Annotated in this window: 15 protein-coding genes; 4 read left to right on the top strand and 11 right to left on the bottom strand. The window is 65.3% G+C overall.

The features are described from left to right. Positions 1-300 precede the first annotated feature (300 nt). Both XH88_RS27275 and XH88_RS27270 read right to left on the bottom strand, forming a co-directional pair. Positions 301-1,215, bottom strand: coding sequence for a phosphoribosylaminoimidazolesuccinocarboxamide synthase (locus XH88_RS27275; RefSeq protein WP_271671359.1), 915 nt, complete (start codon positions 1,213-1,215; stop codon positions 301-303). 63 nt (positions 1,216-1,278) lie between these two features. After that, entirely contained in the window at positions 1,279-2,196 is a 918-nt protein-coding gene (locus XH88_RS27270) for a pirin family protein (RefSeq protein WP_271671329.1), read from the bottom strand. 274 nt (positions 2,197-2,470) lie between these two features. On the opposite strand from XH88_RS27270, the gene XH88_RS27265 reads away from it, so the two are divergent. Both XH88_RS27265 and XH88_RS27260 read left to right on the top strand, forming a co-directional pair. Further along, on the top strand, positions 2,471-3,547 hold the full coding sequence (locus XH88_RS27265) for an AraC family transcriptional regulator (protein WP_271671358.1): 1,077 nt from the start codon (positions 2,471-2,473) through the stop codon (positions 3,545-3,547). A gap of 131 nt (positions 3,548-3,678) precedes the next feature. After that, on the top strand, positions 3,679-5,106 hold the full coding sequence (locus tag XH88_RS27260) for a serine hydrolase domain-containing protein (RefSeq protein ID WP_271671328.1): 1,428 nt from the start codon (positions 3,679-3,681) through the stop codon (positions 5,104-5,106). Positions 5,107-5,109: 3 nt separating this feature from the next. Here the strand turns inward: XH88_RS27260 and XH88_RS27255 are convergent, their stop codons facing one another. Then, on the bottom strand, positions 5,110-6,480 hold the full coding sequence (locus XH88_RS27255) for an MmgE/PrpD family protein (protein WP_271671327.1): 1,371 nt from the start codon (positions 6,478-6,480) through the stop codon (positions 5,110-5,112). 117 nt (positions 6,481-6,597) lie between these two features. Here XH88_RS27255 and XH88_RS27250 point away from each other — a divergent pair, with 117 nt between their 5' ends. Further along, a complete protein-coding gene (locus XH88_RS27250) occupies positions 6,598-7,713 on the top strand; it encodes an FUSC family protein (protein WP_271671326.1) in 1,116 nt (371 codons plus the stop codon). Between the two features lie 37 nt (positions 7,714-7,750). Then, on the top strand, positions 7,751-8,122 hold the full coding sequence (locus tag XH88_RS27245; protein WP_271671325.1) for a VOC family protein: 372 nt from the start codon (positions 7,751-7,753) through the stop codon (positions 8,120-8,122). Positions 8,123-8,179: 57 nt separating this feature from the next. Here the strand turns inward: XH88_RS27245 and XH88_RS27240 are convergent, their stop codons facing one another. The 8 genes from XH88_RS27240 to XH88_RS27205 all read right to left on the bottom strand — a co-directional run bounded on the left by XH88_RS27240 (position 8,180) and on the right by XH88_RS27205 (position 17,785). Then, positions 8,180-8,830 (bottom strand): 2-hydroxychromene-2-carboxylate isomerase, encoded by a 651-nt coding sequence (locus tag XH88_RS27240; RefSeq protein ID WP_271671324.1) that lies wholly within the window; start codon positions 8,828-8,830, stop codon positions 8,180-8,182. Continuing rightward, on the bottom strand, positions 8,827-9,315 hold the full coding sequence (locus XH88_RS27235) for a DUF2867 domain-containing protein (RefSeq protein WP_271671323.1): 489 nt from the start codon (positions 9,313-9,315) through the stop codon (positions 8,827-8,829). The genes XH88_RS27240 and XH88_RS27235 overlap by 4 nt, the downstream gene beginning before the upstream one ends. Beyond that, a complete protein-coding gene (locus XH88_RS27230) occupies positions 9,312-10,706 on the bottom strand; it encodes an MATE family efflux transporter (RefSeq protein WP_271671322.1) in 1,395 nt (464 codons plus the stop codon). Before XH88_RS27230 ends, XH88_RS27235 begins: the two co-directional genes overlap by 4 nt. A gap of 231 nt (positions 10,707-10,937) precedes the next feature. Then, positions 10,938-12,233: a UDP-N-acetylglucosamine 1-carboxyvinyltransferase gene (murA, locus tag XH88_RS27225; protein ID WP_271671321.1), complete on the bottom strand. Its 1,296-nt coding sequence runs from the start codon at positions 12,231-12,233 to the stop codon at positions 10,938-10,940. 178 nt (positions 12,234-12,411) lie between these two features. Next, positions 12,412-14,847, bottom strand: coding sequence for a DNA topoisomerase (ATP-hydrolyzing) subunit B (gene gyrB / locus XH88_RS27220; RefSeq protein WP_271671320.1), 2,436 nt, complete (start codon positions 14,845-14,847; stop codon positions 12,412-12,414). A gap of 470 nt (positions 14,848-15,317) precedes the next feature. Further along, positions 15,318-16,076 (bottom strand): hypothetical protein, encoded by a 759-nt coding sequence (locus tag XH88_RS27215; RefSeq protein ID WP_271671319.1) that lies wholly within the window; start codon positions 16,074-16,076, stop codon positions 15,318-15,320. A gap of 116 nt (positions 16,077-16,192) precedes the next feature. Next, positions 16,193-17,329, bottom strand: a complete 1,137-nt coding sequence (recF, locus tag XH88_RS27210) for a DNA replication/repair protein RecF (RefSeq protein ID WP_271671318.1) — start codon at positions 17,327-17,329, stop codon at positions 16,193-16,195. A 90-nt stretch (positions 17,330-17,419) separates the two neighbouring features. Then, entirely contained in the window at positions 17,420-17,785 is a 366-nt protein-coding gene (locus tag XH88_RS27205) for an endonuclease domain-containing protein (protein ID WP_271671357.1), read from the bottom strand. Positions 17,786-17,878: the final 93 nt, after the last annotated feature.

Below are 17,878 nucleotides of genomic sequence, written 5' to 3'. Positions count from 1 at the left end.
AGACGAGTGCGAGCCTAGCGCAACAAGATTCTTGCAAATATGAAGTATCCGACAGTTCTGCCGGCGTCCGCGTGCGAAACGGTCAACCATATGGTTGAGAGAAAAGCAGAAGTCTGTTGTCGCCCCGGCGAAGGCCGGGGCCCGTAACCACAGGGTGGGGTTTGGCGAAGACTCGGAGTGCGGTACTCCTGCTATCCGCAATCGACAGACTCCGCGGTATGGGTCCCGGCCTTCGCCGGGACGACGTTGGAGATGCATTGTGCCTCGCTCGCAACGACGGGTGCAAGGCGACTGCCCAGCCTAAATCTTCAGCTCCGTCCCCGTCACGCGCCGATACGCTTCCAGATAGCGCTTGCTGGTCGCATCGACCACGCTCGCCGGCAGCGGCGGCGGCGGGGCGTCGCCGTTCCAGCGGCCGGCGCGACGCTCGACATCGAGATAGTCGCGCAAGGGTTGCTTGTCGAAGCTGGCCTGCGGCTGGCCGGGCTTGTAGGCATCGACTGCCCAGAAGCGCGACGAATCCGGTGTCATGACTTCGTCGATCAGGATGATGCGGTCGTCCTTGTCGCGGCCGAACTCGAACTTGGTATCGGCGATGATGATGCCCTGCTCGCGCGCCAGCTCTTCGCCGAGGGTGTAGATCGCGCGCGTCATGCTCTCGAGCGTATAGGCGACCTCGTCGCCGACGACCTCGCGCATCTTCGCGATGGTGATGTTCTCGTCATGGCCGCTCTCGGCCTTGGTCGCGGGGCTGAAGATCGCCGGATCGAGCTTCTCGCTCTCGACGAGGCCGGTCTTCAGCTTCTCGCCCGCGAGCGTGCCGCTCTGCGCATATTCTTTCCAGGCCGAGCCCGAGAGATAGCCGCGGATCACACATTCGATCGGAAATACTTTGGTGCGCTTGCACAGCATGGCGCGGCCGAGGATTTCCGCGCGATGCGGCTTCAGGGCCGGCACCGCCGCGACGATCTCGTCGGTATCGGCGCTGATCATGTGATGCGGCACGATGCCTTCGAGCTTGTTGAACCAGTACGCGCTCACTTGCGTCAGCACCGCGCCCTTCATCGGGATGGTCTCGGCCATCACGACGTCGAAGGCGCTGATGCGGTCGGTGGTGAGGAGCAGCAGGCGGTCGTCGTCGACGGCATAGATGTCGCGCACCTTGCCGCGGCCGATCTTGGTCAGGGGCAGGTCGCTGGAGAGCATGGTGGTCATCGGCAGAGCCTTCAGGAAGAAAGTCCAGCCGCACCGGACAGTGCGGCCGGACACCGGATTAGCCTATTCCGGCAGCGGAATGAACTCATGTTCCTGCGGAACTGCGGCGAAGCGGCCAGTTTTCCAGTCCTGCTTGGCCTGCTCGATCCGCTCCTTGCTGGAGGAGACGAAATTCCACCAGATGTGGCGCGGCCCTTCCAGCGCATCGCCGCCGAGAAACATCATCCGCGTGGCCTTGGGCGCCTTCACGGTGATGCGATCGCCCGGACGGAAGATCAGCAGCCGCGGCCCTTCGTAACGCTCATTGGCGATCTCCACTTCGCCGTCGACGATGTAGATCGCGCGCTCCTCATGATCGGGGTCGAGCGGCACGGTCGCGCCGGCGGCGGCCGTGACCTCGGTGTAGAACCAGGGCGAGACCATTTTCACCGGCGAGGAAATGCCGAAGGCGGAGCCGGCGATCACCCGCGCGGTAAAATCACGCTCGGAAATCATCGGCAGATCGCCCGCGGCATAATGCTGGAACGAGGGATCGATCTCCTCGGAGCCTTCAGGCAGCGCGATCCAGCTCTGCAGGCCAAGCATCTGCTGGCCCGAGGCGCGCTGCGCATCCGGCGTTCGCTCGGAATGCGCGATGCCGCGCCCCGCCGTCATCAGGTTCATCGCGCCGGGCGCGATCTCCTGCACATTGCCCTCGCTGTCGCGATGCATGATGGACCCGTCGAACAAATAGGTGACGGTGGCAAGCCCGATATGCGGATGCGGCCGCACGTCCATGCCCTTTCCGGAGACGAACTGCACCGGGCCGAAATGATCGAAGAAGATGAAGGGCCCGACCATCTGCCGCTTGCCATGCGGCAGCGCCCGCCGCACCGCGAATCCGTCACCGAGATCGCGGGTGCGCGGCACGATGACGAGATCGAGTGCGTCGCATGTTTTGGGATCGCCGAGCACGGGATCGTTATCAGGCATCCAGCTCATGACGGGCTCCTTCTTAGCTCAGTGGGCTTGATCGTAGCAGGATTTCGCGTCGCCGTCGCGCCAAAGGCCGGGCCACATACGCCGGTGTCATCGCCTGCGAAGGCAGGCGATCCAGTACGCCGCGGCTCATCGGTTCTATCACCGCTGCCGCGGAGTACTGGATCGCCCGGTCGAGGCCGGGCGATGACAGCCGTGAGTGAGGATGGTCCTTGAAAAAATAGCGCTGACGACCGATGTTCGGCCGACCGCAACTGCGACCGACCCGCATCAATCGATGACCCTTGCCGCCCTGGACCTTGCCTTCCGCGCCGCCAGCGTCGCACTGTTGCTGGTGCTGGCGGCGGCGCTGCTGCAGGACTTCCGCAAAGTGCTGGCTGCTCGCCTCGGCGCGGCCTTCGCGCTGGGCTCGGCCGCGCATGCGGTGAGCTATTCGATGGATGTCACTTCGCGGGTCCCGCTCTGGCATGCACCCTTGATCGCGTTGTCCACCGGCACCATGGTGGTGTTCTGGCTGTTCACACGCGCCCTGTTTGACGACGAGTTTCGCCTCCATTGGTGGCACGGATGCGTTTGGGCACTGGTGACGGCGTTCAGCTTCGCGGGCTGCGTCTGGATTGCACCCGGCGGCCATGTGCGGTTCTCGGTCACGGTGGTCAATCTGATCGTGCTCGGGTTCATCGCGCTTGCGATCGCGCAGACGATCGCCTCCTGGCCGGCCGACCTGGTCGAGCGCCGTCGCAGCGCCCGCGTCTTCATCGTCTGCGCAACCGCGCTCTATGGCGGGCTGAACGCGGTGCTTCAGATCGCCGTCGCCGGCCATCACGTCGGCGCTGTCGCCGAAACCATCAATGCCGGCGTGCTCGCCTGCACCGTCGCGGCGATCGTCTACGCCATGATGCGCGTTGACGGGACGGATCTGTTTACGGCAGCAGTGGAGCCTGCATCGCCTGATGTTTCCAGTCAGCCTCCGCCCGTTGACGCCGCCGACCAGAAGCTCATCGACGCCCTGATGCGGCTGATGGCGGACGAGCGGATCTATCGTCAGGAGAACATCACCATCGGCGTGCTGGCCGGCCGGCTGAAAATTCCGGAATACCGGCTGCGCCGGCTGATCAACCAGCGGCTCGGCTATCGCAACTTCAATGTGTTCCTGAATAACCACCGGATCGAGGAAGCCAAGGCCGCGCTCGCCGATCCCACCCAGGCCGAGGTTCCCGTCATCACCATCGCGATTGACGCCGGCTTCCAGTCGCTCGGACCGTTCAACCGCGCCTTCAAGGCGGTGACCGGGGTGACGCCGACGGAGTACCGGCGGCTCAAGGTCGACGCGGCTTGGATTGTAAGGCACTGAAATCACATAGGAAGTCCGAAATCGACCAGCCCCGGTCAGTTTTGGCGAAGTCGTTTTCCAAATCCGGCGAGCGCGTCTCGCCCGCATCCGGCCTGCTCTCCGGCACTCGCCCCCCCAGCCGGAGAAAGCCTGTGACCCCTCGCCGCCAGATCGTCCTCCTCACCACCGCCATCGCCTGCGCCGGCCTCGCGCTCGGCGCAGCCAGGGCGCGTGACGTGCCCAAGGTTGCCACCGGCTTCATCGCCCACACGCTCTGCTCGGAGACGTTCGTCTCCGGCCTCGATTCCCAGCGCGACCTCACTGAAACAACCGAGGCGATGCCGGGCAGCGGCCTCCTGACCTGGGCGATGAATTTGCAGATCGATCACGCCCGCAAGGATGTCACCGTGACCCTGTTCGGCATCGGCCGCAGCCATGCCGTCTATCGCGAGGGACTTGGTTGTACGCTCGAGCACGGCCAGGGGATCGCCGACGTTCCGTTGCCGATCGACGACAAGCAGCCCGCGTTGCTGCCCGAGATTGCCGGCCCCGGAATCGTCCCGCCGCAAAGCGAGGCGCTGTCAGCTGCGCTCGACCGCGCCTTCACTGAACCCGCGCAGCCGCCCTATCGCCACACCCGCGCGATCGTCGTCATGAAGGCCGGGCGCATCATCGCCGAGCGCTATGCCGACGGCATCCGGCCGGAGACGCAGCTGCTCGGCTTCTCCATGACGAAGTCGGTGATCTCGGCGCTCACAGGCATCCTCGTGCGCCAGGGCAAGTTGAAGCTGGACGGGCCCGCGCCGATCGCCGCCTGGCAAGATCCTGACGATCCGCGTCACGCCATCACCGTCGATCAATTGCTGCGTCATACCGCCGGCATTGCCCTTGGAAGCTCGCTGGAGGCCTCGCTCGGTTCCGTGCTGGAGCCGGTCAACACGATGAAATACGCCGAGAACGATATGGCGGGCTTTGCCGAGCGCGCGCCGCTTGCGTCGGCGCCGGGCACGGCGTGGAATTACCACGACGGCAACTTCCTGATCCTCTCGCATCTCATCCGCAACGCCGCCGGCGGCAAGCCGGCCGATGCGCTTCGCTTTGCCCGCCGCGAATTGTTCGCGCCGCTCGGCATGCTCAACGTCACGCTCCAGCTCGACAGCGCCGGCACGATCGAAGGCTCCGGCGAGATGATGGCATCCGCGCGCGACTGGGCGCGCTTCGGCCAGCTCTATCTCAACGACGGCGTCGTCGGCGGCAAGCGCATCCTGCCCGAGGGCTGGGTGAACTGCTCGGCATCGGCCACACCAAACGCGTGGGTCGGCATCGGCGCCGGCTTCTGGACCAACCAGGGCGACAGCTTTGGCGCAAAATTTCGCGTCGAGCACGGCTGGCCGCGCGATGCCTTCTTCGCCAAGGGCACGATCGGCCAATACACGATCGTGATCCCGTCGGAGCGCCTGGTGATCGTGCGCCTCGGCCGCTCGCCGAATTTCCCGCCGGCAGCGGATGGCGTGTTCGATCTCGTACGCGACGTGGTGGCGATAACGCGCGAAAAGGGCAAGCTGGCGGGGGCGGAGTAGCAGCTACTGCCGCCCAAGCTCCGTCGCCTTCGTCACGCGATCGAACCGCTCCAGCGTCATGATTGCATCGGCGAACTTGTCGGCTCGTGCGTTGAGCACGGGCCGCGCCAGCGTCAGGAACTTCTGCTGCATCGCCTGCGTGTCGGGGAACGAGTTCGGCTCGCCGGAGGGATCGGCGTAGAGCCGCTCGTGCACGCCATCGTCCGTGGTGATGCTGACGCGCGCACCGAAGGGATGGGTGCGGCCGATCTCGAGGCGGTCGTCCTGCACCACGTCGAACTTGTCGGCGAGCGCGTCGATCGCGGCGTCGCCGAGCCTGGCGTAATCGTCCCAGCCAAACGAGCCCTGGTCGAGCGCAAGAGCGCCGGTGAAGAACATCGAGAACTGGCCGCCGACGATCGACGTCGGATGCCGCTTGGTGGCCGCATCGCCGGTCAGGATGATGCCGTTGCGATGCAGGCCGATCTCGACGCGCTTGACCTGGTCGGGCGTCAGATTGTGCTCGCGCCGCATCGCGATCAGCGCGTCGATCGCGGCATGGGTGTAACGGCAGCTCGGATAGGGTTTGACGCCGATCTTCATGGTCTCATAGGTCTTGCCGAGCTCGGCCACCGCCTTGCCTGGATGCGGATCGTCGGTGTAGCCGGCGAGCAGGCCATGCTTGCCTTCGATCGATTCCGCAGAGCCGACGAAATCGTTGCGCGCGAGCGTTGCGGCAATCACGCCGTTCATCGCGGCGGCGCCGACTTGGTAGCGCTTGTTCCATGCGCCGTTCATCAAGAATTGCAGCGAGCCCGCGGCCTGACTGCCGGCGACGCCGAACGCGGCGACGATCTGCGGCTCGGAGAGGCCGAACAGCTTTGCCGCCGCCGCGGCCGAGCCGTAAGTGCCGGCCGTCGCGGTCGGATGGAAGCCGCGCGCATAGTGCGACGTCGGGTCAAGCGCGTTGCCGAGCCGGCAGCAGACCTCATAACCCGCGACGATCGCAGTCAACACGTCGCGGCCGGAAGCACCGACCATTTCGCCGACAGCGAAGGCGGCCGGAACCACCGGCGCACTCGGATGCAGCGAGGAATCCGCATGGGTATCGTCAAAATCGAGCGAATGGCCGAGCGCGCCGTTGAGCAGGGCCGCCACCGCCGGCGTCCAGGTCTTGGCATCGCCGAACACGGTCGACTCGCCCTTGGTGTCGAGCGCCAGCGCTTCCAGCATCTTCAGGATCGACGGAGTGGATTCAGCCTCGCTCCGGGCCCGGATGGCGCTGCCCAAAAAGTCCAGCGTCAGCACCTTGGCGCGCTCCAGCACCTCCGCCGGAATATCGACGAATTTCAGGTTGGCGACATAGGCGGCGAGCGTTGCGGTTTCATGGGCCATCGTGTTTCCTCGTTTTGGCCGGCAAGTTAGGCGGGCTGATTTTGCCTTTCAAGCGGCCTTCGAGCCGCGGGCATCAGCTATGCTCTTGGCCGATTGAGAGGATCGGGACATCAGACGATGGCAGGCGCAAGAGAGCTGTTCGACCGGGTCCGGCCGCGGCGGACGCAATTGGGGCTGGCGATCCGGGTCACGGTGGCGGCGACGGCGGCCTATGCGCTCGCGACCGCGCTGCATCTGTTGCTGCCTCTCTGGGCGGTCCTGACCTCGCTGATCGTGACCCAGATGAGCGTCGGCCGCTCGCTGAAGGCGACGCGCGACTACATGCTCGGCACGATCGGCGGCGCCATCTATGGCGGCGCCATTGCGATCACGCTTCCCTATTCCAGCGAAGCGGGCCTGCTGGGATTGCTCGTACTGGCAGTCGCGCCGCTCGCCCTCGTCGCCGCGATTTATCCGAACCTGAGCACCGCCACCGTGACCGCGGTGATCGTGCTGCTGGTGCCGACCATGCATCACGCCGATCCGCTGGCATCCGCAATCGATCGCGTCAGCGAAGTCTCGGTCGGCGCCATCACCGGGCTGCTGGTCTCGTTCCTGGTGCTGCCGTCGCGCGCGGTCCGGCAGATCCGTGCCAGCGCGGCGAAGCTGCTCGAGCTGATCGCGGAGGCCTTCACCGAACTGCTCGCGGGTCTCACCCGCGGCCGCGACAACGACGCACTGCACCGGATCCAGGACGGTATCGGCACCGCCATGGTGGGCATGAATGCGATCGGCGCAGAGGCCGAGCGCGAGCGTTCGGCGCGGCTGTCGAGCGGTCCCGACACCGGCCCCTTGCTGCGCACGATCCTGCGGCTGCGCCATGACGTCGTGATGATCGGCCGTGCCACCGTGGTGCCGCTGCCGGTCGAGGTGCAGGTCCGGCTTGCCGCGCCGCTGGCGGAGGTGGGCGCTGCGATCGCACGCTTCCTGAAGTCGGCGGCCGAAGCCCTGCGTGCAGGTGCCGGCGCGCCGCCGATCCATCCCGTGCATCTCGCGCTTCAGCATTATGCCGAAGCGGTTGCGGGCGTGCGCCAGGACGGGCTGATCCGCGGTCATGCGAGCGACACCGCCGAGCGCTTCTTCGCGCTCGGCTTCTCGCTGGAGCAGATGCACCAGAATCTCTGCGACCTCGATCGCGTCGTCGGCGAATGGTCGGAGGCCGCGCGCGACAAGTCCGCACGCGTGGCAGAGTAGGGAAGGCAAGCGGGTTTTAGACCGGGAGAAAAGGATCATGTTAGGCAACGCAAAGGTGGCGACCCGCCTTCCGGCCAGAGATCTCAACCGCGCGCGGGCATTCTATGCCGAAAAACTTGGACTCAAGCCGGTGGAAGAGCGTGCGGGCGGACTCCGCTACGTCTGCGCTGGGGGAGAGTTCGCGATATTCCTCTCGGCCGGAATGCAATCCGGCACGCATACGCAAATGGGTTGGGAAGTCGAGGATATCGAGGCAACCGTATGCGAGCTTCGCGCGCGCGGGGTCGAATTCGAGGAGTACGATCTGCCCGGCTTGAAGACCGTCGATGGCATAGCGGAGATTGCCGGGAATTATCCCAGCAAGGGGGTCGGAGAGCGGGGCTTCGCGATAGCGAAGGTAACTTGCTAGGGGTCGGGCAGCCGGTGCGAATGTGACGGGCTGCATCGCTGCGACTGCGCACACGTCCTAGCGCTTCGCCAGGCCCTTGCTCTGCATGCGCCAGACCAGCAGGTCGATGCGGTCCTGGCCGAAGAACGGCTCGTTCTCGAACACGAAGGTCGGCACGCCCCAATGGCCCGACGCAGCGTGGTCTTTTTCATTCTCTGCGATCACTTGCTCGTAGCGATCCGGATCGGCGGTGATCGCGGCATCCATGGCGGCAAGATCGAAGCCGGCCTTCTCGGCCGCGCGCGCCAGATGATCGCCCTCGTTCCACCCGGCAACCGAACCATCCCACAGCACGCGCGCGATCGCATGTGTAAATTCGAGCGAGCGTCCCTCGAGCTGCGCCATGGCGCCCAGCCGGGTCAGGCGATGGATGTAGGGCTGCTCGGTCGCGACATCGAGCGTCGTCTTGTCCTGCACGATCGGATCGGGCCGCGGAAAGCGGAACGGAATGCCCTCGTGCTGCGCCACGCGCGTGCTGTCGAGCACCACATAGCGAATGAAGTTCGGACTGGCCTTCTTGAAGAACCCGGGCACACGGACCGCGAGCGGATAGACTGGCCGCAAATTGACCGCCAGATCATACTCCGCGACGAGATTCAGTGTCTTGGGGAGTGCCAGATAACTGAAGGGACTGCGAAAGGAGTAGAACAGGTCGACGGACAATGTCATCGTGCCGGCTCCTCGATCCTTCCCATCATGCCGCGGGCCACCAGCTTGTGGAACGGCGTGATGAGCGTGAGGTAGGTACGGCCGAGCAAATTGTTCGTCTTCACCACAGTGGTCACGGTGACGTGGCGAAGCGTCGCTTCCCCGGCGACGTCGACCACAATACGGAAATTCAGGTGATAGTCGTCAAAGCCGGCGACCAGCCGCTCCGGCGTCTCGCTCACCACCGGAAACAGGCCGATCAGGCCGCCGGGCGCGTAAGCGCCTTCACCCGATGTTTTCAAGCCAAAGGGGGTCACCAGAATGTTGCGCAAGCGCGTCAGCGCGTCGATCCAGCGCGGTCCCTGCAGCACCATCCGGGTGCAGGCCTCGCGGGCGCTCAATTGCCTCGCGCCGACCTCGACACGAAAGGCATCGATGAACTGCGCGCCTGACAGCACCGTGCCGGCATCGACATAGGGTGTGATTTCGCGAACCGGGCCCGTCATCCCGTGATCTTGCGCGTCAGCATCGCAAAGCGCAAGATCAAGAGAGCGGCATAGACGAACGATCCGATCGATAGTCCGATCCAGACGCCGATCGCGGCGAGGCCGGCGTGGAAGGCGAGCATCCACGCGATCGGGAAGCCGACGCACCAGTAGCCGATCGCTGCGAACACCAGCGTCATCCTGGTGTCATTGATGCCGCGCAGCGCGCCGCCCATGATGGTCTGGAGCGCGTCGGCGATGAAGAAGGTCGCGCCAACCAGGAGCAGAGTCGCAGCGAGCGCGACCGTCGGCGCGCTGGCGTCACCGCTGCCGAGGAACAGCCGTCCCAGCTCGTAGCGGCCAAGGATGATGGCGACCGTCAGGCCTGCGACGAGTGCGATACCGAGCAGCGCTGCGACGAGGCCCGCGCGCCGCACGCCGGCCGGGTCGTCGCGGCCAAAGGCATGGCCGACCCGCACCGTCGCGGCCATGCCGATGCCGAGCGGGACCATGAACAGCACGGCCGTGACCTGGAGCGCGATCTGGTGCGCGGCGAGCGCCGTGGTCGAGATCAATCCCATCAGGAGTGCGGCCGAGGAGAACAGGCCATATTCCAGCAGGAGCGAGAACGAGATCGGCGCGCCGATCTCGATCAGCTGGCGCATCAAAGACCAGTCGATCCGCCACCAATGCGCCAGCGGATGGTAGCGGGCGAACGGCTCGCGCCACGCCGCAATCGCGAGCGCGGCGATGAAGGTGCCGAGATTGACCAACGTGGTCGCAAGTCCCGCGCCGAACAGGCCGAGCTCCGGCAGGCCGAACAGGCCATGGATCAGGCAATAGACCAGCGCGAAATTCGCAGGAATCGCCGCGAGCGTGATCCACAGCGGCGCCTGCGGCCGGTTCACCGCGCTCATCATGCTGCGCAGTGCGACGAAGCCGAGCGCCGGTGCGATGCCCCAGGCAAGGCCGTTCAGATAACGCTGCGCGAGGCCGGCGGAATGCGACGCCTGTCCGAGCGTGATCAGGATGTGCTCGCCATAAAGCGGCGAGGCCATCATCGGCAGCGAAATGAGGAATGCGACCCACAGGCCGACGCGCAAGGAGCGGCGGATACGCCTGACGTCGCCGGCGCCGAACGCCTGCGCTGCCAGCGGAGACACCGCAGCCATCAGGCCGAGCCCGAAGGTGAAGCTGACGAAATAGACGGTGTGCGCAAGTGCCGCAGCCGCGACCGCATCCTCGCCGAGCCGCCCGATCAGCGCCAGATCGCTCGTGATCATCGCGATCTGCCCGAGCTGCGTGAGCATCATCGGCACGGCCAGTCGTAACGTCTCGACGAATTCCTGCGCGAGATGGCTTTGCGGCATGCCGATGTGCGGCTGCCGTTGTGATTGGATGCTGTCGAGCATGGCGGCGTCAATAGCACAACCGCACGTCGAAAACATGGCCTCTCGTGGGAGGGATGCGGGGCTCTATCCGCTAGCTGGCTATCGTAGGGTGGGCAAAGGCGCACTTGCGCCGTGGTGGGCACGCGTCGCTTTGCCCACCCTACGATACTCGATCGGGCTTGTTTGTGGAAAGGTACCCCTCATGCAGCGCTTCGCGCCACCTTCTCCCACCAGGGGAAAAGGAAAAAACCCTCATCCCTTCCGCTCCGGCACGCGCCGGATCTTCGCACCCAGCGCGTTCAACCGCTCGTCGATTCGCTCATAGCCGCGCTCGATCTGGTCGGCGTTGTTGATGGTGGAGGTGCCCTCGGCGCAGACGGCGGCGAGCAGCATCGCCATGCCGGCGCGGATGTCGGGCGAGATCATCGAGGCGCCGCGCAGGCGGCTCGGGCCTGCAATGATGGCGCGATGAGGGTCGCACAACACGATGCGTGCGCCCATCGCGATCAGCTTGTCGACGAAGAACATTCTGGACTCGAACATCTTCTCGAACATCAGGATCACGCCCTCGCATTGCGTGGCGGTGACGATCGCGATCGACATCAGGTCGGCCGGGAAGGCCGGCCAGGGCTGGTCCTCGAGCTTCGGCACGTGGCCGCCGAAATCGTCCTGGATTTTCAGCGTCTGGTTCGATGGCACGATGAGATCGTCGCCCTCGACGCGGCAGACGATGCCGAGCCGCTCGAAGCCCATGCGGATCGAGCGCAGGTGCTCGACGCCTGATCGCACGATGCGAAGCGGCGAGCGCGTCACGGCGGCAAGACCGATCAGCGAGCCGACCTCGATATGGTCGGGCTGGATCCGATAGGTCGCTTCGCCCAGCGTCGCCGGCCCGTGCACGATCATGGTGTTGGTGCCGATGCCCTCGATTCTGGCGCCGAGCGCAACGAGGAAATTGGCGAGATCCTGCACATGCGGCTCCGAGGCCGCGTTGCGCAAAATGGTGACGCCATCCGCGGCGACCGCCGCCACCAGCGCGTTCTCGGTCGCGGTCACGCTCGGCTCGTCCAGGAACACGTCGGCACCGGTAAGTTTTGGTGCGCGGAATTCCAGCCGGTCGGTCGCGGTGACCTTGGCACCAAGTTGTTCCAGCGCCAGCACGTGGGTGTCCAGCCGGCGGCGGCCGATGACGTCGCCGCCGGGCGGCGGCAGCATCAGCTCACCGCAGCGTGCGAGCAGGGGGCCTGCGAGCAGGATCGAGGCCCGAATGCGCACGCAAAGCTCGGGATCGAGATCGGCGGCACGGATGCTCTTGGCGTGGATGTGAAGCGTATTGCGGGCGGTCCACTGCGCGGCCGCGCCGACCGAGCGGATCAGCTCGACCAGCGTCTCGGTGTCGCGGATCCGCGGCACGTTCTCCAGCGTCACCGGATGTTCGGTGAGCAGGGCGGCCGCGATGATTGGCAGCGCCGAGTTCTTGTTGCCGGCCGGCTCGATCGAGCCCGAGAGCCGGTGACCGCCCTCGACGATGTACTGAATGGGCGCCACGGGTTCTCTCCGTCCTGTTGCGGTGGGGCGGGCTGCTTTGGAGGCGGAAACTACCGAGAATTGCGGGCGGTAGCAATTCAGGCTTGATGGTCGCCACGAACAAGGTGCGCCTCCTCCCCCGCAAGCGGAAGAGGTTGCAGCGAGTGTGTGGCTAGAGCGCGCCCAAAGCCAACTGCCCTCAAATATCGATCGTCGCGCTCAGCGAATGTTCCTGGATGAAGTCGCGGCGCGGCTCGACCACGTCGCCCATGAGCTTGGTGAAGATGTCGTCGGCCTCGTCGACCTCCTTGACCTTCACCTGCAGGAGGGAGCGCGCGTTGACGTCGAGAGTCGTCTCCCATAGCTGCTCCGCGTTCATCTCGCCGAGACCTTTGTAGCGTTGCAGCGTGATCCCCTTGCGGCCGGCCTCGGTCACAGCTTCGAACAGATCAACCGGCCCATGAACCATGTGCTCGGCGTCCTTGCGCCGCAGCTTGCCGGCGCGGGCATAAACGTCCTGCAGCCTCGTGGTGTACTCGTCGAGCTTGCGGGCTTCGGCGGATCCGAGGAAAGCATCGTCGATCACGGCCGCTTCCTTGACGCCTCGCACGGTGCGCTCGAACTGGAAGCCCTGGCCCTCCACGTACTGGCCAATCCAGCCGCGCTCCACCTCTTCGGCCTGGTTGTCGAGGCGGCTGGCGATGTACTGCGCCGCGGCGTTCGCTTTCTCGGCATCCCCGTAGATGGCCTTATTCAGCACGCCGGTGATGGCGGCCTGCTCGACCACCTTGCGGTGATAGCGGCTGTGCAGATTGCGGAGGATGTTGCGCACCACGCGGGCATCGTCAACCAGCGCGCGCAGATCGCGCCCCGAGCGGTCGCCGCCGGTGCCGGGAATGTAGATGCAATCGTCGAGGCCTGCATCGATCAGATAGTCTTCCAGCGCGCGCTCGTCCTTCAGGTACTGCTCGGACTTGCCGCGTGCAACCTTATAGAGCGGCGGCTGCGCGATATAGAGGTACCCGCCGTCGATGATGTCGCGCATCTGCCGGTAGAAGAACGTCAGCAGCAGCGTGCGGATATGGGCGCCGTCGACGTCGGCGTCGGTCATCACGATGATCTTGTGATAGCGCAGCTTCTCGATCGAGAATTCGTCACCGATGCTGGTGCCGAGCGCGGTGATCAGCGTGCCGATCTGCTCCGACGACAGCATCTTGTCGGGACGGACGCGTTCCACGTTGAGGATCTTGCCGCGCAGCGGCAGCACCGCCTGGAATTCCCGGTTGCGGCCCTGCTTGGCGCTGCCGCCTGCCGAGTCGCCCTCGACGATGAACAACTCGGATTTTTCCGGATCCTTCTCCTGGCAGTCGGCGAGCTTGCCGGGCAGCGAGGACACCGAGAGCGGGCTCTTGCGGGTCAGCTCGCGCGCCTTTCGCGCAGCTTCGCGCGCCGCGGCGGCCTGGATCACCTTGCCGACGATCATCTTGGCCTCGGACGGGTGCTCCTCGAACCAGGCCTGAAGTGCCTCGTTGAGCACGTTCTCGACCACCGGGCGCACTTCCGAGGACACCAGCTTGTCCTTGGTCTGCGACGAGAACTTCGGGTCCGGTACCTTGACAGACAGCACGGCGGTCAGGCCTTCGCGGCAATCGTCGCCGGTCAGCGCGATCTTTTCCTTTTTCGCATTGGCGTCGGCGTAACCGTTGACCTGGCGCGTCAGCGCGCCGCGGAACCCGGCGAGATGGGTGCCGCCGTCACGCTGCGGGATGTTGTTGGTGAAGCACAGCACGTTCTCATGGTAGCTGTCGTTCCACCACAACGCGGCCTCGACGCCGATCCCGTTGGCTTCCGAGCGCACCATGATCGGCGCCGGAACGATCGCCTTCTTGTTGCGATCGAGATATTTGACGAATTCCTCGACGCCACCGGAATAGTGCATCTCCTCGCGCTTCTCGACGGCGTGGCGCATGTCGGAGAGGGCGATGTGCACGCCCGAGTTGAGAAAGGCGAGCTCGCGCAGGCGGTGCTCGAGGGTCGCGAAATCATATTCGATGTTCTTGAAGGTCTCGGTCGAGGCCAGGAACGTCACCTCGGTGCCCCGCTGGCCCGGCGCATCGCCGACGACCTTGAGCGGTGCGACTGCATCGCCATGGGCAAACTCGATGTAGTGCTCCTTGTTGTCGCGCCAGATGCGCAAGCCGAGCTTGCTCGACAGCGCGTTGACGACGGAGACGCCGACGCCGTGCAGACCGCCGGAGACCTTGTAGGAGTTCTGGTCGAATTTTCCGCCGGCGTGGAGCTGGGTCATGATGACCTCGGCGGCCGAGATGCCTTCGCCCTTGTGGATGTCGACGGGAATGCCGCGGCCGTCATCGCGCACGGTGACGGAATTGTCGGCGTTGAGCACGACGTCGACGCGCGTGGCGTGGCCCGCCAGCGCCTCGTCAATCGCGTTGTCGACGACCTCGTAGACCATGTGGTGCAGGCCCGAGCCGTCGTCGGTGTCGCCGATATACATGCCGGGGCGCTTGCGAACGGCATCGAGCCCCTTGAGCACGCGGATCGATTCCGCGCCGTATTCGCTCGCGGAGGAGGACTCGTTTTCGGCAGCTTGCTGCCGAGCAGGTTCTGTCATGAGAGGCCTTCGAAATGTCGCCCGAATCAGCCGCGCAAAAGGCGCTGATCTGGAAGCTATTTGTGCCACGAAAGGGGGCTTGCGCCTAGCGCAAAGTATCGCCTCGCAACCCTTTGAGCAGATAGGGTTTTTGGGCCGATTTTCAAGGCGTGTGAAGGCCGATTCCGAAGCCAGCGAAAAGCCCGATTCGAGGCCCCGTTTAGGGCACCTGAAGACGGGATTTTGCGGGGGTGGGCAGAGGCCTTTCGAGAACGGTCGTGGCGCCCTGGAACAGCCGCCGGCTCAGTAGAGCTGGGACGGCTTCTTATCGTCGTGAAGTGCCCAGGACTCGCCAGCAGCCACCGTGATGGTATCGGTCCGCACCGGATGGACACGGTCGCCACCGCCTCTCGACGACTAGTCGCCTCGCGAACCCGATGGATTCAAGCACGCGCCCCGGGCACCCTGCGGCGGATCGCGAGAGGGCAGGTTCAATACAGCTGAAGCGGCGACCAGAGGTCTCCCTCGGGCCCGACCGTGACCTCCCAGGCATCGCCGGCCGCGAGCTCGATCGCGGCGTCGCGATCCGGGCCGCCGTCGACCTTCAATGCGTAGGCGTATTTGCCCGGCGGCATATTGAACAGCGGTGACTCGGGACGTTCCTTGCCGGTGCGAGCCGGTAGCGTGACGGTGTGGTTGTCGAGTGTGAGGACGGCTTCCTTGACGCTGAGATTGGTGAGCATCAGCGCGGCGCGGCCGGGCCGGGGCATGACATGCGCCATGGTCGCGGCCTCACGGTTTCGCTGCACCAGATTGACCGAGGTGCTGCTACCCTTGCGATCGAGCTGCAGTGCCGCCGGCCCGAGTGGGGTCGCGTAGGCCAGCCTGATGTGATCGGTGGCGATATCAGCGCCTTCATGTTGTTCCTGCCAGCCGAGCTTGCCGAGCTCGGTGCGGTAGAAGGCGAGAACGTCACCGAGGCCAGCGGGGATGCGGGCCGTAAGCCTGGTCCGCAGCGGCGCCTCGATGCCGAGCATCTTGGTGGTGCCGATCTCGCGATAGCTGGTCCTTGTCGGCGCGGGCAGGGCAGCATCGGGATCCGGCGTGAGCGTGGACGAAAACGGAAGCGGCAGGCGCGGCACCCAGGCGCCGGCGCTGGCTGCGAGCGCGCAGCTTGCGAGCAAAGCGAGGCCGCACACGAGCAGCCGCCATCGTGCCGGGACTTTCGTCCCTTGCCTTACCGTCGTCATGGCCTTCTCCAGGGATGTCGCGCGTGTCGATCGCGCGATTGCAACGGCTGCGACACCGCCAGCGCGGCCTCACAATCCTAGTCGCGGCCCGAATAAACGAGGTTCAACAAAGCGGGCTATCGCCGGGCGGAAACGCGTCCGCTCTCGACGTCAAAGACTTCGCCGCCCGCGCCGATCTCGGCAAACGCGGCCGGATCCGCACCCGTCAGCCACACCTGCGCGCCGAGCGTCTTCAACTCGTCGAACAGCGCGGCGCGGCGGTTCGGATCGAGATGGGCGACGACCTCGTCGAGCAGCAACAGCGGCACGATCCCGGTCATCTCGGCGACCAGCGTCGCATGCGCCAGCACGAGGCCGATCAGAAGCGCCTTCTGCTCGCCGGTGGAGGCATCGCGCGCGGGCATGCTTTTCGGAGCGTAGATCACCTGGAGATCGGTGAGATGCGGGCCGTCGGTGGTGCGGCCGGCAATCGCATCGCGCGGACGGTTGTCGCGCAGGATCTGGCGGTAGCGATCCTCGACCGAGGTCGCGGTCTCCTCGAGCAGCGCATTCTCCATCCAGCCGTCGAGCGCGATCTGCGCCGACGGAAACGCGGACGCCTGCGCACGCGTATTCAGCATGCCGGTGAGCCTTGCTGCGGTCTGGCCGCGCGTGGCGGCCACCGCGACCGCAAGCTCGGCGGTCTCGCGCTCGATCGCGTCACACCAATGGTCGTCGTAATTGCGCGTCTCGAGCAGGCGGTTGCGCGAGCGCAGCGAACGTTCCAGCGCGTTGATGCGGCTGGAATGCTCAACGTCGATCGCCAGCACCAGGCGGTCGAAGAAGCGCCGGCGCTCCGACGCGGCGCCCATGAACAGCCCGTCCATGGCCGGCGTCAGCCACACCATGCGGATATGGTCGCCGAAGGCGGCCGCCGAACTCACCGGTTCGCGGTCGATGCGGCAGCGCCGGCTGACGGCAGCGTCCGCGCGCGGCGGCTCGATGCCGGTGCCGAGCGTGGCAAGGCCCAGCGCGCCCTCGACCTGCGCGGACACCGCCCAGGACCCGTCGCCCTGGTTGTCGGCGACATCTTCCAGCGTGGCGCGCCGCAAGCCCCGCCCCGGCGACAGGAAGGAGATCGCCTCGATGCAATTGGTCTTGCCTGCCCCGTTCGGCCCGACCAGCGCCACCATGTCGGCCGCCGTCTCGAGCCCCGCCGCCCGATAATTGCGAAAATGCGTCAGCGTCAGGCGATGAATGCGGGAAGGGGTCATCAGTTCTTTGTGGTTGAGGCGATTTTTCCCCTCTCCCCTTGTGGGAGAGGGTGGCGCCTCACGGAGTGAGGCGACGGGTGAGAGGGTATCTTACCGCCCGGCAAGCTTTGCAAGGATGTCCTCCAATACGGAAGCCGGCTGCTGAAGGACGTCATTGTTCCAGTAGCGTGCGGCAGAGAAACCTTCAGCGGACAGAACCGCGTCGCGAGCCGTATCTCCCTGTGAGTCTGCGTGTTGGCTCCCGTCGATCTCGATTACGAGAGATTTGTCGAAACAGACAAAGTCGAGAATGTAGTTCTTGAACGGCACTTGTCGGCGAAATCTGTATGTGGAGAGCCGACGATCCGTCAGCAAGCGCCACATCGCGGCTTCTGCGTCCGTCGGTTCGCGTCGCATGTTCTTCGCGAATTGGCGGAGACGCTTCGCGACTGGTCGATGGGATGGTTCTTGTGGCACGAACCCCTTGTATCTGCACGGGACCATTTTGTGCGATGGAAGCGACTTAGCGCCTTGGCCGGTGGCCACCGGCCAAGGCGCGTGGCGATGTCG

The organism is Bradyrhizobium sp. CCBAU 51627 (assembly GCF_028128765.1).
In the GTDB taxonomy this organism is placed as follows: Bacteria; Pseudomonadota; Alphaproteobacteria; order Rhizobiales; family Xanthobacteraceae; genus Bradyrhizobium.
The sequence above is the reverse complement of the archived record's forward strand: the minus strand, read 5'-3'. Positions and strand labels throughout refer to the sequence as shown.

Bases quoted from the DNA above. Each gene is read 5' to 3' on its own strand.
- XH88_RS27255 (WP_271671327.1), bottom strand. From the start codon at position 6,480: ATGGCCCATGAAACCGCAACGCTCGCCGCCTATGTCGCCAACCTGAAA.
- recF (WP_271671318.1), bottom strand. From the start codon at position 17,329: ATGACCCCTTCCCGCATTCATCGCCTGACGCTGACGCATTTTCGCAAT.
- XH88_RS27235 (WP_271671323.1), bottom strand. From the start codon at position 9,315: ATGACGGGCCCGGTTCGCGAAATCACACCCTATGTCGATGCCGGCACG.
- XH88_RS27270 (WP_271671329.1), bottom strand. From the start codon at position 2,196: ATGAGCTGGATGCCTGATAACGATCCCGTGCTCGGCGATCCCAAAACA.
- XH88_RS27250 (WP_271671326.1), top strand. From the start codon at position 6,598: ATGGCAGGCGCAAGAGAGCTGTTCGACCGGGTCCGGCCGCGGCGGACG.
- XH88_RS27275 (WP_271671359.1), bottom strand. From the start codon at position 1,215: ATGACCACCATGCTCTCCAGCGACCTGCCCCTGACCAAGATCGGCCGC.
- XH88_RS27265 (WP_271671358.1), top strand. From the start codon at position 2,471: ATGACCCTTGCCGCCCTGGACCTTGCCTTCCGCGCCGCCAGCGTCGCA.
- XH88_RS27230 (WP_271671322.1), bottom strand. From the start codon at position 10,706: ATGCTCGACAGCATCCAATCACAACGGCAGCCGCACATCGGCATGCCG.
- gyrB (WP_271671320.1), bottom strand. From the start codon at position 14,847: ATGACAGAACCTGCTCGGCAGCAAGCTGCCGAAAACGAGTCCTCCTCC.
- XH88_RS27215 (WP_271671319.1), bottom strand. From the start codon at position 16,076: ATGACGACGGTAAGGCAAGGGACGAAAGTCCCGGCACGATGGCGGCTG.
- XH88_RS27240 (WP_271671324.1), bottom strand. From the start codon at position 8,830: ATGACATTGTCCGTCGACCTGTTCTACTCCTTTCGCAGTCCCTTCAGT.
- XH88_RS27245 (WP_271671325.1), top strand. From the start codon at position 7,751: ATGTTAGGCAACGCAAAGGTGGCGACCCGCCTTCCGGCCAGAGATCTC.